At 62.9% G+C, this 13386-nt stretch carries 12 protein-coding genes; 4 read left to right on the top strand and 8 right to left on the bottom strand.

Features of this window, described 5'->3' with window-relative positions:
• Nucleotides 1-9 precede the first annotated feature (9 nt).
• The gene (locus AC04SF_RS11175) at nt 10-795 is read right to left on the bottom strand and encodes a TSUP family transporter (RefSeq protein WP_488477827.1); all 786 of its coding nucleotides are present in this window, start codon (nt 793-795) and stop codon (nt 10-12) included.
• Between the two features lie 135 nt (nt 796-930).
• Here AC04SF_RS11175 and AC04SF_RS11180 point away from each other — a divergent pair, with 135 nt between their 5' ends.
• Nucleotides 931-1362 (top strand): TerB family tellurite resistance protein, encoded by a 432-nt coding sequence (locus tag AC04SF_RS11180; RefSeq protein WP_027046940.1) that lies wholly within the window; start codon nt 931-933, stop codon nt 1360-1362.
• A gap of 69 nt (nt 1363-1431) precedes the next feature.
• Here AC04SF_RS11180 and AC04SF_RS11185 read toward each other — a convergent pair whose 3' ends face one another.
• The 6 genes from AC04SF_RS11185 to AC04SF_RS11210 all read right to left on the bottom strand — a co-directional run bounded on the left by AC04SF_RS11185 (nt 1432) and on the right by AC04SF_RS11210 (nt 9034).
• On the bottom strand, nt 1432-2556 hold the full coding sequence (locus tag AC04SF_RS11185) for a tetratricopeptide repeat protein (protein ID WP_488477828.1): 1125 nt from the start codon (nt 2554-2556) through the stop codon (nt 1432-1434).
• An 85-nt stretch (nt 2557-2641) separates the two neighbouring features.
• Entirely contained in the window at nt 2642-4264 is a 1623-nt protein-coding gene (locus tag AC04SF_RS11190; protein WP_488477829.1) for an ABC transporter ATP-binding protein, read from the bottom strand.
• Nucleotides 4261-5130 carry an ABC transporter permease gene (locus AC04SF_RS11195; RefSeq protein WP_488477830.1) on the bottom strand — a complete coding sequence of 290 codons (870 nt, stop codon included), beginning with the start codon at nt 5128-5130 and terminating at the stop codon, nt 4261-4263. Before AC04SF_RS11195 ends, AC04SF_RS11190 begins: the two co-directional genes overlap by 4 nt.
• On the bottom strand, nt 5127-6074 hold the full coding sequence (locus AC04SF_RS11200) for an ABC transporter permease (RefSeq protein ID WP_488477831.1): 948 nt from the start codon (nt 6072-6074) through the stop codon (nt 5127-5129). The genes AC04SF_RS11195 and AC04SF_RS11200 overlap by 4 nt, the downstream gene beginning before the upstream one ends.
• A gap of 79 nt (nt 6075-6153) precedes the next feature.
• On the bottom strand, nt 6154-7632 hold the full coding sequence (locus AC04SF_RS11205; RefSeq protein WP_488477832.1) for an ABC transporter substrate-binding protein: 1479 nt from the start codon (nt 7630-7632) through the stop codon (nt 6154-6156).
• 124 nt (nt 7633-7756) lie between these two features.
• The gene (locus AC04SF_RS11210) at nt 7757-9034 is read right to left on the bottom strand and encodes an acetylornithine deacetylase/succinyl-diaminopimelate desuccinylase family protein (protein WP_488477833.1); all 1278 of its coding nucleotides are present in this window, start codon (nt 9032-9034) and stop codon (nt 7757-7759) included.
• Between the two features lie 220 nt (nt 9035-9254).
• Here AC04SF_RS11210 and AC04SF_RS11215 point away from each other — a divergent pair, with 220 nt between their 5' ends.
• From AC04SF_RS11215 to AC04SF_RS11225, 3 genes are all read left to right on the top strand, one after another.
• Nucleotides 9255-9686, top strand: coding sequence for a L,D-transpeptidase (locus tag AC04SF_RS11215; RefSeq protein ID WP_096446930.1), 432 nt, complete (start codon nt 9255-9257; stop codon nt 9684-9686).
• Between the two features lie 265 nt (nt 9687-9951).
• Entirely contained in the window at nt 9952-11160 is a 1209-nt protein-coding gene (locus tag AC04SF_RS11220) for a carboxylate--amine ligase (protein WP_488477834.1), read from the top strand.
• A 116-nt stretch (nt 11161-11276) separates the two neighbouring features.
• A complete protein-coding gene (locus AC04SF_RS11225; protein WP_488477835.1) occupies nt 11277-12494 on the top strand; it encodes an NAD(P)-binding domain-containing protein in 1218 nt (405 codons plus the stop codon).
• Here the strand turns inward: AC04SF_RS11225 and AC04SF_RS11230 are convergent.
• Nucleotides 12479-13312: a class I SAM-dependent methyltransferase gene (locus AC04SF_RS11230; protein WP_488477836.1), complete on the bottom strand. Its 834-nt coding sequence runs from the start codon at nt 13310-13312 to the stop codon at nt 12479-12481. The genes AC04SF_RS11225 and AC04SF_RS11230 overlap by 16 nt on opposite strands.
• Nucleotides 13313-13386: the final 74 nt, after the last annotated feature.

The raw sequence follows: 13386 nt of genomic DNA on the forward strand, positions 1-13386 counted from the left end.
GGCGCGTGATCACACACCAATCATGACACGCAGCGGGTTGGCGGGGTCGGCCAGCAGCTTCACCGCGAGCGCCACGCAGACGATTACCAGCAGCGGCTTGATCAGCCTGGCGCCGATGCGCATGGCCAGGCTTGCGCCAACACGGGCGCCGAGGAACTGGGCAACGCCCATCATAAGGCCGATCTTCCAGGAGATGACGCCGACAGCGGCAAAGACGATGAAGCCGCCGATGTTGGAGGCGAAGTTCAGCAGCTTGGTATGCGCCGTCGCCTTGAGCACGCCGTAGCCGGCAAGGGCGACGAAGGCCAGCATGTAGAAGGAGCCGGCGCCGGGGCCGAACAGGCCGTCATAGAAGCCGATTGACGGTACCAGGGTCAGTCCGAACAGGAATGGCGACAGGCGCTCGGCCCGGTCGACATCGTTCATGTTGGGCTTGAGTGCGAAATAGAGAGCAATGGCGATCAGCACCAGGGGCAGCAGAGCGCGCAGGAGATCGCCAGGAACGATGGTGGCCAGCAAGGCGCCAACGACACCCCCGGCAGCCGCCAGCAGCGCCGACGGCAATTGCCGACGCAGGTCGACATGGCCCCTGGAGGCGTAGTGGATCGTCGCCGACCCGGAGCCGAACATGCCTTGCAGCTTGTTGGTTCCAAGCGCCTCGACCGGTGAGAAGCCGGCAAGCAAAAGCGCCGGAATGGTGATCAGCCCGCCGCCGCCGGCAATCGAATCGACGAAGCCCGCGGCAAAGGCGGTGAGCGCAAGCATGACGATTGTCTGGGTGGTGAGATCGATCATCTGATGTGCGGAGACGTCCGGTCGGCGGGATAACGGCGTTCGACCACGACAGCCCTGTTTGCGCAAGACCGATTCCGCGCTACCTCTATCCAAGCGCGCCGCGCTTGGATTTGGTTAACCCGGAAAGAGGCCCTGATGGCATTCGCATTGCTGGACCAGATACGCTCCATCTTCGACGGCGACCCGGGCGTGCGCAAGGTCGCTGACGATCCTGTCCTGTCGGCCGAACTTCTGATGCTCTTCCGCATGATCCTGGCCGACGGGACGGTCAGCGAGAGTGAGATGGTTGCCTTCCGGCGCATCTGCAAGGACGCCTTCGGCATTCAGGAAACCAGCATTGACGCGGTCATCGAATATCTCAACGAGTTCGGCTACGAGACCAACGGCTCGCAGGCAATCGCGCTGTTTCGCGATCTCGATGTAGAACGCCGCAAGCAACTGGCCCAGCACATGGCGGAGATCGCCAAGGCGGATTCGCAGCTGGCCGAGAGCGAGGTGCGCCTGCTGCGCCGCACGCTCGACCTGCTCGACATCAGCCCGGTCGACGTGGTGAAGCCGGAAGAGTAGCGCTGCCTGAGTAACGGGTTTGTCGGCGCCGAGGAAACCTTCCTTGTGGCCGCCGAACCGCGTGCCGTGTCATCCGCCCATCTTCGTCAGCTCGTCCTTTGCCAGCGTGCTCCAGCGCGCAGCACGCTTCAAAAGCGCGATCGCCTTGGCCTTGTCCGCTTCGTAGCCGCCTTGACCTTCCGCCATGTCATGGGCGAGGGCGACAACGGCGTCTTCATTGCCTTGATCTGCCGCCAGCTTGTAGAGGCGTGCCGCCTCGCGCGAATCCTGTGGTAATCCGCCCTTGCCCTCCTCGTAGAACACGCCGAGATCGTACAGTGCGTATTTGTTGCCGGCATCGCTCGCCTGCCTGAAGAGCCGAGCGGCCTGGCTTTCGTCCTTCGGCAGGCCGTAGCTGCCGCGCTCATAGGCCTTGGCCGCGAAGTCCCACGTCTGGGGATCGTCGCCGGCCGCGGCCTTCTGGATCAGCCGCAGCGCCTCTTCCGGGTTCGGCGACAGGCCGCCTTTGCCCCTGAAATACATCCTGGCGAGATCAAACGCCGCCTGGGCGCTGCCGAGCACTGCTGCCTGGTGCCAGAGCTGGACGACGTCTGCTTGCCTGTCTTCAGCCAGGCTCAACGGCAGGCCGAGCGCGTAGAGTGCGTCCGCGTCGCCGGCGTCGGCTGCCTCCTTGATGAATTGGATCTGCGCTTCGCGGGGGTCGGTGGCGAAGGTCGTATCCGCGAACAGGTTCCGGCGCTGCGACTTGGCCTCCGTTGAGTCTGACACCATCGCGTTTTTCAGAAGAAGCATGGCCTGGCTGGTGTCCTGCTGGAAACCATCGCTGCCGCGCCAATAGAAGGCGGCCAACGCAACCTCGGCCGCGGGATAGTTCTGGTCCGCGGCGCTCTTATAGCTTTTGCCTGCCAGCGCCATTTCATCAGCCGACGACGAGCCGACACTTCCGCTTGCTTCATGCGCACGGCCGAGGTCGAACAGCAGGCGCGGATTGTTCGGATCGGCGGCCAGCGTCTTTTCGCAAGCCGCGATGGCCGCAGCCGGGTCGATCCCGTAGAGGCCAACTCCTTCGCCGACCCGATTCGGATCGGTGGGCGAGCCCGCAAGACGGTCACACTCGGTCGGTTGACCGGCAAACGCCGCCCCGGCCATCAACAATCCGAACACTCCGGCGACAATCCTTCGACGCGACCGCATGGAGCCCCCTGCTTGTTTGGTTCTCCAAACCATATTTGGATTTTTGCGCTTGGTATATGCGTTGCGAGCGAGGTTTGTGGGGCCTTTACCCCTGTTCCTGCATCCGTTTCGCGATTGCCCTGTGCAGGTCCGGCGCGGCGGTAACCAGCGCCCTGGCGGCCTCGGACTGCGGATGATCCAGCACCTCGCTGGTCTTACCGCGCTCGATGATCTTGCCGTCATGCATGACCAGCACCTCGTCGGTGATCGCACGGGCGACGGTCAGGTCGTGGGTGATGAAGAGATAGGCAATGCCGAGTTTCTGGTTGAGCTCGGCGAACAAGTCGAGGATCTGGGCACGGATCGAGACATCGAGCGCCGAGACCGGCTCGTCGGCAACGACCAGCTTGGGACGGGTGATGATGGCGCGGGCGATCGACAGGCGCTGGCGCTGGCCGCCTGAAAATTCGTGCGGGTACTTGTCCATGTCGCGCTGATCGAGGCCGACTTCGTGCAGCGCATGCGCCACCATCTCGCGGCGTTCAGTGCGCGTCGGCTTCTTCTCCAACACATGCAAGGGTTCGGCGACCAGTTTCTCAACCTTTTGGCGCGGATCGAAGGAGCCGTAGGGGTCCTGGAACACAACCTGCATGTCGCGCCTGGCGGGCTTCAGCTCGGCTTCTCTCTTGCCGGTGATGGTCTCGCCGCGAAAGCGGATCGTGCCCTGGCTGGGCTTGTCGAGCGCCAGGATCATGCGGGCAAGCGTTGACTTGCCGCAACCGGAGCGGCCGACCAGCGCCACCGATTGGCCCGGCGCGATCAACAGCGAGACATCGTCGACGGCGTGGATAGGGGCCGCCCGTTTGAACAGGGAGGCGCGGCGGCCGGGATAGTCGCGGGTCACGCCTTCGACCTGGAGCAGGGGCTTGCTTTGGCTTGCGTCATGCGGTCTCGCACGTGCCGGCACATGCATAGAAGCCTGCGCCAGCTGGCGCGTGTAGGGGTGGAGTTGCGCCGACAGTGTGCGTGCGGTGTCGCCGGCCTCCGTCACCTCGCCGCGGCGCAGGATTGTGATGCGGTCGGCCATCTCGGTCACCACGGCGAGGTCGTGCGAGATCAACAGCAGGCCCATGCGGCTTTCCGCGACGAGATCGCGCAAGAGGTCGAGGATCTGCGCCTGCAGCACCACGTCGAGCGCCGTCGTCGGCTCGTCGGCGATCAAGAGCTTCGGTTTCAGCGCGCAGGCGATGGCGATGACGACGCGTTGGCGCTGGCCACCGGACAGTTCGTGCGGATAGCGCGACAGCGGGAATTTCGCTTCGGGCAGACCAACGCGATCGAGCATTTTTCGCGCCCGCTCCTCGGCCGTCGCGCGCGTGGCCTTGGTGTGCCAGCGTATGCCTTCGGCCACCTGTTCGCCGATCGTCTTGACCGGATTGAGCGCTGTCATCGGCTCCTGGAACATCATGCCGATGTCGTCGCCGCGTAGCGCGCACATCTGATCCTCGGTTGCTCCGAGAATGTCTATTCCGTCGAATGTCACGCGCCCGGTGGCGCGCGCGGCATGCGGGAGAAGCCGCATCACCGTCAGCGCCGTCATCGATTTGCCGGAGCCGGATTCGCCGACCAGCCCCATCACTTCGCCAGATGCGACGGAGAGCTCCATGTCTTTCAGGATCTGTGTGTCGCCGATGGTCAGCGACAGTTTGTCGATTTCCAGCAGGCTCATCGCTGCCGCCGCGATTTGGGGTCGAGAATGTCGGCGATGCCGTCGCCCAGGAGGTTCAGGCCGAGCACGGTGATGACGATCGCCATGCCGGGAAAGATCGCCATCCACGGCGCAACCACCATGCGGGTCTGCGCGTCGAACAGCATGCGGCCCCAGCTCGGCATGGGCGGCTGTGCACCGAGGCCGAGATAGGAAAGCCCGGCTTCGGCGAGGATGCCCAGCGCGAACTGGATGGTGCCTTGCACCAGGAGCAACGTCGCGATGTTGGGCAGCACATGTTCGATGGAGATCTGCGTGGTGCTTTTTCCGGCGGCACGCGCGGCAAGGATGAACTCGCGCGGCCAGATCGCCAGTGCGCCGGCGCGGGCGACGCGGGCAAAGACCGGGATGTTGAAGATGCCGATAGCGATGATGGCGTTGACGGCGCCCGGCCCGAAGATGGCGGTGATCATGATCGCCGACAGCAGGGCAGGGAAGGCGAAGACGAGATCGTTGATGCGCATCAGCGCCTCGTCGACGAGGCCGCCGCGCGCGGCGGCGAAGGCGCCGAGCGGCACGCCGATGCCCATGCCGATGCCGACCGCGACAAGTGCCACGGCGATCGAATTGCGGGCGCCGACCATGATCATCGACAGGATATCGCGGCCGAAATGGTCGGTGCCGAACCAATGCGCCAGCGAGGGGCCCTGCGTCTTGTCTGATATGACCAGCTTCGTCACATCGTAAGGCGTCCAGATATAGGAGACGACAGCCATCGCCAGTATCAGCAAGGTGATGACGAAGCCGGTGACGAATGCTGTGTTCCTGAAAGCCTTGGCCAGGATGGAGCTGAACGTCTCCTCAGGGATGTCGATGTGCAGCGTCATTGCCGGCTTCTCAGGCGTGGATCGACGACCGCATAGGAGAGGTCGACGACGAGGTTGACGGCAATGACGGCGGCGACCAGCAGTATGACGACGCTTTCGACGACGATCAGGTCGCGCTGGGTGATCGCCTGGAACACCAGCCGGCCGAGGCCGGGGAGATAGAAAACATTCTCGATGATGATGGTGCCGGCGAGCAGGAAGGCGAATTGCAGGCCCAGAATGGTCAGCACCGGGATCATGGCGTTGCGCAGCGCATGCCGCCACAGCACGGCGCGGTAGGGTAGGCCCTTGGCGCGGGCGGTGCGGATGTAATCCTCGTTCAGCACCTCGATCAGCGCCGAGCGGGTGACGCGCGCCAGGATCGCCGCTTGCGGCAGCGCCAACGCCACGGCTGGCAGCAGCAGGGATTTCAGCGCTGGCCAGATGCCGGGGCTCCAGCCGGGAAAGCCGCCGGCCGGCACCAGCCGCAGCCATACGGCGAAGACATAGATCAGCATCAGCGCGAACCAGAAATTGGGCACGGCGACGCCAAGCTGTGCCGCGCCCATGGAAATCGTGTCGCCGGCCCGGCCGCGCCGGCTGGCGGAAAACAGGCCGACCGGAATGGCGATAATCGTGGAGAGCGCAAGCGCGATCAGCGCCAGCGGCAGCGAGACCACAAGCCGTTCACGCACGAGATCGATGACCGGCACCGAATAGGTGTAGGAGCGGCCGAAATCGAGACTGAGCAGGCCGCCGGCCCAGTGCAGGTAGCGCAAGAGCAGGGGAGCATTCAGGCCCATCTGGTTGCGCAGCAGTTCGACCTGGTCGGCGCTGGCGTTCATGCCCAGCATCAGCCGTGCCGGGTCGCCGGGCAGGATTTCCAGCACGGCGAACACCACAATGGAGGCCAGTAGCAGCGTGGCGAGCGAGATGGCGAGGCGCTTGAGGAGGTAGGCGGTCATCCGCACCAACGTGCCGGAAAAAGGCAGGCGCCGGAAGCAATTTTACTTCCGGAGCCACGCATTTCTCGGAAGGGCGAAATCAATCCGACCACTTCACCTTGGTCAGGTCGTTGGCGGGAATCGGCGCGTTTTCCCACAACCCTTGCAGCTTGGCGTCCCAGACCCCGACCTTGGGCAGTTCGTAGAGGAAGCCGACCACCGCGTCATCGGCCAGGATCTTTTGCGCTTGCGCATACAAGTCCTTGCGCTTGGCCTCGTCGGACGTCAGTTCCAGATCGGCGATGACCTTGTTGAAGGCAGGGTTGTCGTAATTGAAGTAGTAGTCCTTGCGCGCGTAGATATCGATGTCATTAGGCTCGGTATGGGAGACGATGGTCAGGTCGTAGTCCTTCTTGGTGAACACCTGGTCCAGCCACTGCGCCCACTCGACGGGGATGATCTCGAGGTTGATGCCGACATCGCGGAGCTGCGAGGCGATGATCTCGCCGCCGAGCCGCGCATAGGACGTCGGCGGCAGCTTCAACGTGGCCTTGAAGCCGTTCTCCAGTCCCGCTTCCTTGAGCAGTTCCTTGGCCTTGGCAACGTCGTGCGGATAGCGGCCGGTGAGGTCGACATAGTATTTGTTGGCCGGCGACATATGCGAGCCGATCGGCAGGCCGAGCCCGGCCGAAGCGCCGTCAATGATCGCCTTGCGGTCGAGCGCATAGGAGATCGCCTGCCTCACCTGCAGCTTGTCGAAGGGCCGCTTCTTGTTGTTGATGGACAGGATGGTTTCGCCCTCGGTCGCGCCGACCACCACCTTGAAGCGCGGATCATCCTTGACTTGGGAGACGCTGTCGGGATCGAAGAAGGGGAAAGCCTGTATGTCGCCGGACAGCAGCGCCGGCACCGCCGCCGCGGCATCGGGAACGATGCGGAACTCGACCTTTTCGAGGAAAACAGCGTCACCCCAGTAATGATCTGATTTCACTAGGGTGATCGATGAACCCTTGGCCCAGTTGTCGAATTTGAAGGGGCCGGTGCCGACAGGTTTTTCCTTGTTGGTATCGGCGGATTTCGGCGACACGATCACCGCGTCGCCCCAGCCCATATTGTAGAGGAATGAGCCTTGCGGGTGCGTCAGCGTCACCTTCACGGTGGCAGGGTCGACAACGTCGACCTTGTCGATGGCGGCAAACAGCTGCTTTTGCGCGTTGATGGAGTTTGCCGCGCGGGCACGGTCGAGCGAGAACTTCACGTCGTCGGCGCTGAAATCGGCGCCGTCGTGGAATTTCACGCCGGTGTGCAGCTTGAAGGTGTAGACCTTGCCGTCATCGGAAATGGTCCAGCTTTCGGCGAGATCCGGCAGAACCTCGCCATTGGGGTCGATTCGGGTCAGGCCCTCGAACACATTGGCGTAGGTGACCTCCCTGATTGCCGCGGCCGCTCCCGCTGTCGGGTCGAGATGCGGGGGTTCAAGCGGAATGCCGATGACAAGATCGGTCCGGGCGGCAAACGCCGAAGTGGCGGTTGCGAACGCCAGCACAGCTGCGGCCAGAAGGGTCTTCCAAAGTTTCATCGCTGAACTCCCTATGTGCTCAAATGCTCAAGCCGGCGGATAGAAGCGTGATTTCGCGCGGGAGTAAATTGCGTTTCGTGCTGTCGCGCGGCGCCAGGAGAAATGTTTTTGCGCCGCGGGCCGCTCATCCGGCTGTGCCGCGCAGCAGCACGTTGAGGCCGATCGCCATCACCTTGGCCGATTCCACCATGTCCTCTATGCCCACCCATTCGTCCGGCCGGTGGGCGAGGTCGAGAATGCCGGGTCCATAGGCGATGCAGTCGTAGATGTGGCCGATGCGGGCAATGTGTTTCTGGTCGTAGGTGCCGGGCGAAATGACGTAGTCGGGCTCGCGGTCGAAGATCGCATGAATGCCTTGCGCCACCGCCTTGACCACCGGCGCGTCGCGCTCGGTCATCAGCGGCAGCACTTCCATCAGGTCGCGGATCTCGTAATCGAATTTTTTGCGCTCGTGCTTCAGACGTTCCAGAATGCCGGTCACTTCGCCTTTGACCGTGGCAAGGTCTTCCTCGAGCAGGAAGCGGCGGTCGATGGTCAGCCGACAGGAATCGGGCACGTTGGGCGAGGGCAGGCCGGGCCGGAAATCCTCGGTCTGGCCGCCATGGATGGAGTTGATGTTCATGGTCGAGCGCCTGGCGCCTTCGGGCACGACCGGCATGCGCGTCATCTTGCGGTCGAGCGCCGGGAACAGTTCGTCCTCGAAAGCTCTCAGCACGGCGCCCATATGGCGCACCGCATTGTCGCCGAGAAACGGCATCGAACCGTGCGCGATCTCGCCCTTGGTCTCGATCTCCGCCCACCAGACGCCGCGATGGCCAAGGCAGATGCGGTCCTTGTTCAACGGTTCGGGGATGATGACGTGGTCAACCCTGGGTTTCGAGAAATAGCCGAGCCTGGCCAGATGGGCGACGCCGCCGAAGCCGCCGGACTCTTCGTCGACCGTGCCCGATATCTCGATGGCGCCGGGAAAGTCGGGATAGACGTCCATGAAGGCTTCGGCGGCGATGATCGACGAAGCCAGCCCGCCCTTCATGTCGCAGGCGCCGCGGCCATAGACCCTGCCGTCCCTGACGACACCGGCAAAGGGATCGACGGTCCAGCCGTCACCGGCCTCGACCACGTCGATATGCGAATTGAAGTGGACGCAGGCGCCGGGTGACCGGCCGTCGAAGCGGGCCACGACATTGACGCGCGGGTAGCGATCGGTGTCGCCGGGCGTGCCTTCGGCGCGGATGAATTCGGTTTCAAAACCACGCTTCCTCAGCCGCGCGCCGAGATATTCGGCGCATGGACGGTAGGCTTCGCCGGGTGGATTGATGGTCGGAAAACGGATCAGGTCGGCGGTTAGCGCGACGACATCGTCGCGCCTGTCATCGATTGCTTGAAGGAGTCGTTCGTTCATCGGGAGAGTTGAGCAGTGATCGACGTTGCATTGCAAGCCCGCCGGCAATCAAGTCGCTGCGACGTGTCGTAACGGCAACTATCGCGGGAAATCGTTCAAATTCGCTGCTTTGGATTGGCGAATTGATCAAGGACTGTGTGCTATTTGTTCACTGCCATTAAAAAGGTGAAAAACAACGTGATGGCAAGCAGGCAAGGGGCAATCAATGGGGTTTGATCGCATGAAGAAGTTCTTTCTCGTAACAGCGGCGATGTTGGCAACCGCGCTGCTGGGTACGCCGTCCGCAAGTTACGCGGCGATGTTGGAAGCGAATATCGACGTGTCGTCGCAGACGATGACGGTGCGGTACGGGTCGGAGGTTTATCGCTGGGTCGTGTCGACCGCGCGTCCGGGCTATTTCACGCCGCGTGGCACTTACCGGCCGCAGCGGACCGCGCGGATGTGGTATTCGCGCAAATACGATATGTCGCCGATGCCTTATTCCGTGTTCTTCCATGGCGGCTATGCCATCCATGGGACGGGTGCGGTCAGGCAACTCGGCCGCCCGGCCTCGCATGGCTGCGTGCGGCTGCACACGGCCAATGCCGCGACCTTCTATTCGATGGTGCGGGAAGTGGGCTTCGGCAACACGCGCATTGTCGTGACGAACTAGTTGCAAGCGCGAATTCTCGTTGCCGGGCCAGAGCCCGGCGCGAGACTTTCTACTGGCGGCTACAACAATCGGTTAAGGTTCTACCTGTTCCGACACGGACGGCTATTGCCGAGGGATAAGGGGTGTGCTTTCCATGCCATTGCCTGACTGAGAACAATCAGCAGCACCGGGCAGTTTGAATTATTAGGGCTCTCTTAAGTACTGCGGGCGGTCAATCGGTTCGCCGGGACACTTGCCATTGCGCGCCGTTTGCCGGAACTGACAGATGCATCCCCAGCCAGAGATGGACGATCGTGTTCCCAACCGGCCCGCCGGGGTGCTCATTCTTGGCGGGGCGCACGGGACGCTGGCGCTGGCCAGGAGCTTCGGCGCCCAGAAAGTGCCTGTCTGGCTGGTGAGTAACGACACTCCGTTGCCCAGCTTTTCGCGATATGCCCAGCGGACAATGACGTGGCCCGGTCCCGATGACGGTGGTGCCGTCGCCTTCCTGCTCAATCTGGCCAAGGTTCAGGGACTGGGCGGTTTTCTGCTGATCGCGGGCGGCGATCCGGAAGTTCGCTTCGTATCGCAATCGATCGACCAACTCTCCGCCGCATTCGATGTGGTGCTGCCGCCGTGGGAGCAGCTGAAATGGGTTTGCGAAAAGCCGCTGCTCTATCGCCGGGCGCGCGAACTGGGGCTTGCGGTTCCACTGACCTATGAGATCACGTCGCTAGAGCAGGCAGCGGCAGCCGACCTTCGCTTTCCCGTCATCCTGAAGCCCAACATGGGCGGGCGCAGCCATTTCGCGCGCGCCAAGGCCGTTCTCACCCATGACAAGGCATCGTTATTGACAGCCTACACCTGGGCTGCCGAAGAGATCGGCAGCGGAAATGTCGTGGTTCAGGAAATGATACCGGGCGGAGGAGAGGGCCAATTCTCTTACGCGGCGCTCTGGAACAAGGGCGCGCCGGTGGCGGAATTCACCGCCCGCCGCACGCGGCAGTATCCGGTCGACTTCGGTTACACCAGCACCTTCGTGGAGGTTGTCGACGAACCGCAACTGATCGACGCCGCGCGCCGGCTGCTTGCGTCAATCGCGCATCACGGGCTGGTCGAGGTCGAATTCAAGCGCGACGCGCGCGATGGCTCGATGAAGGTGCTCGACGTCAATCCACGGCCCTGGACTTGGTTTGGGCTGGGTGCCGCCGCCGGCGTCGACCTCGGCGCCATGCTTTGGGCGACCAAATCGGGCCAAAAGGTGCAGACAGCCACAGCGCGGCCCGCTACGTCCTGGATGTATCTGGTTCGGGACATGGTGGCGGCCGGCAAGCTGATCTCGGCCGGCCGGCTGACGAAGCGGGCCTATTTCAGCTCATTCGCCAAAGTACGGGCTTGGGCGACATTCCAGGCAAAGGATCCGATGCCGGGCCTGATCGACGTGCCCTTGACGGGCTGGAGAGTGCTGACGCGGCGGCTGCTTCGGCTTTTGTGAGTTGAGCAATGGCCGGAGGAAGCCTCTTTTCGCAATCTTAACCCGGGAATGTTTAGGACGGCCGCGTGACTGAGTGAGTTCCACGGCTGCAGAAACAGACAGGCGAGACCACTGAGATGACCGCTTTCATGCCCAGGACCGACTGCGAGGTGGCCGTGATCGGTGCCGGTCCTTTCGGACTGGCCGCCGCCTCCGCCCTCAAGGCGGCAGGCGTCGATACGCTCACATTCGGTGGCGCGATGTCCTTCTGGCGCGATCATATGCCGAGAGGCATGAGGCTGCGCTCGCCCTGGCACGCGACCTATATCGGTCACGCGAAAGGTCCGCTCTCGCTCGATTCCTACGCGAAGGTCCTCGGAATCTCGTCGAGTGAGCCGCTGCGGCTCGAAAACTTCGTCGACTATGGATTGTGGATTCAGGCCCAGGCGGTTCCGGATCTGGATACGCGCAGGGTCGGCCGCGTCGAGAAGGCGGACAGCGGATTTCGTCTGGCACTGGCCGATGGCGATGCCGTCACGACACGCCGCGTTGTCGTGGCCACCGGCCTGATGAACCAGCAACTGATCCCCGCCGTGTTCGACGGAATCCCTCGCGAACTGGTCAGCCATGCCAGCGAGCATACTGGTTATGAGGCCTTCCGCGGCAAGCGCGTCGCCGTCATCGGGCGCGGGCAAAGCGCTTGCGAATCCGCCGTTCTGCTCAAGCGCAGCGGCGCCGATGTCGAGCTTATCTGCCATGGCGACATCCATTGGCTGGGCTATCGGGCACTGTCGGGAAAGCAGAGTTGGAGCTTGCGCGACTTCCTGTCGGAGCGGCTCGCATCGCCTTCCAGGGTCGGCCCGTTCCCGATTTCCTGGCTGGTCGAGGCTCCAGGCTTCGTGCACCGCTTCCCGGAAACAGCACGGGCTGGGCTTAACAGGCGCAGCCTCGGCGCCGGCGCGACGGGCTGGCTGAAGCCAGATTTCGACGGGATAAAAGTCAATGCCGGCAGCAAGATCATCAGCGCGTCGGCCAAGGGCACTGGTATCGAACTGCGGTTCGAGAAGGACGCTGCCACCTTCGATCATATACTGCTTGGCACGGGCTACCGGATCGATATCGCCAAGCTCGGTCTGTTCGCGCCCGACGTGCTTGCCGCGATTGCGCGCCGGGAGGGGTTGCCGCTGCTTTCCGCGGGATTCGAATCCAGCATCCCCGGCCTGCATTTCGTCGGCGCGAGCGCGGTCGGCAGTTTTGGCCCGCTGATGCGGTTCACCGCCGGCACGCCGTTTGCCGCGCGCACCGTCGCGCGTTTCATTCAAAGCGGCAAAGGCAAACGTTACGCAGCGGCCTGAACCTGAAAGACCGCATAGTCGATGGTGCGGACCGCATCGAGGAAGCCGGGCATCGCCGGTACGGGCAATTCCCCGAAAATGCCGGTTTCGCGGATGGCGGGCCTCGCCCAATCGATGGCGCGGTGGCTCGAGCTTCCATAGACGACGAAACAATCCCGCGGGCGCCGCTCAAGCGACGACACGAGATTTTTCAGGACGATGTCGAAAACGTCCTTGGAAAAGGGATTGTAGAAATAGACCACCAGCGGCGCTTCCGGAAAATCGTAGGCCGCCGCATCGGCCTCGACGACACTGAGCGCCCGGCATTTCTGCAAAGGGTCCCGGAAACGCTCGATGTTGCTTCGGGCGATGTCCACCAGTTCCCGTGCGAACTCCACGCCGATGATCTCGGCGAAGGGATATCGTGACGCCAGCAGCAGCGTTCGTGATTTTCCGGAACCGATGTCGATGAATGTATGGTCATGGAGATCGCGAGGCAGCGACTTCATGATGAAGTCGAAGGTTTTCGGCGAGGTGCAGACGGCTTCATTGCCCTTGGCGCGGTGCGGGCCGACGACGTCAAGGCCGCCGAGCTGGATCGACCCTGCCGTATCGACGCCGTGCCGGCGATCCCATTTCCGGGCGAGCCGGTCCGCGAACATATGCCTGATGTTGCGCTGGACAAAGCCAAGGCTCGCGCCGAGGCCATGCCGATGGAGGAGCCTTATCGGTTCAAGCAAGCCATGCTGACGCAGATGCGACAATGCCCGGCCAAGGCGGCCGAACGAACGATCTTCGACGCCATCCCGATCCAGGCGCGGCATCTCGATATTCGTCATGCCACGGGCTCCGTCCCAGTCGATGAACATCTCCTGGGGTATCTGCACCGCGCCCCTTTAAGATTCCCTGACCA

Source organism: Mesorhizobium sp. CNPSo 4671 (genome assembly GCF_057784245.1).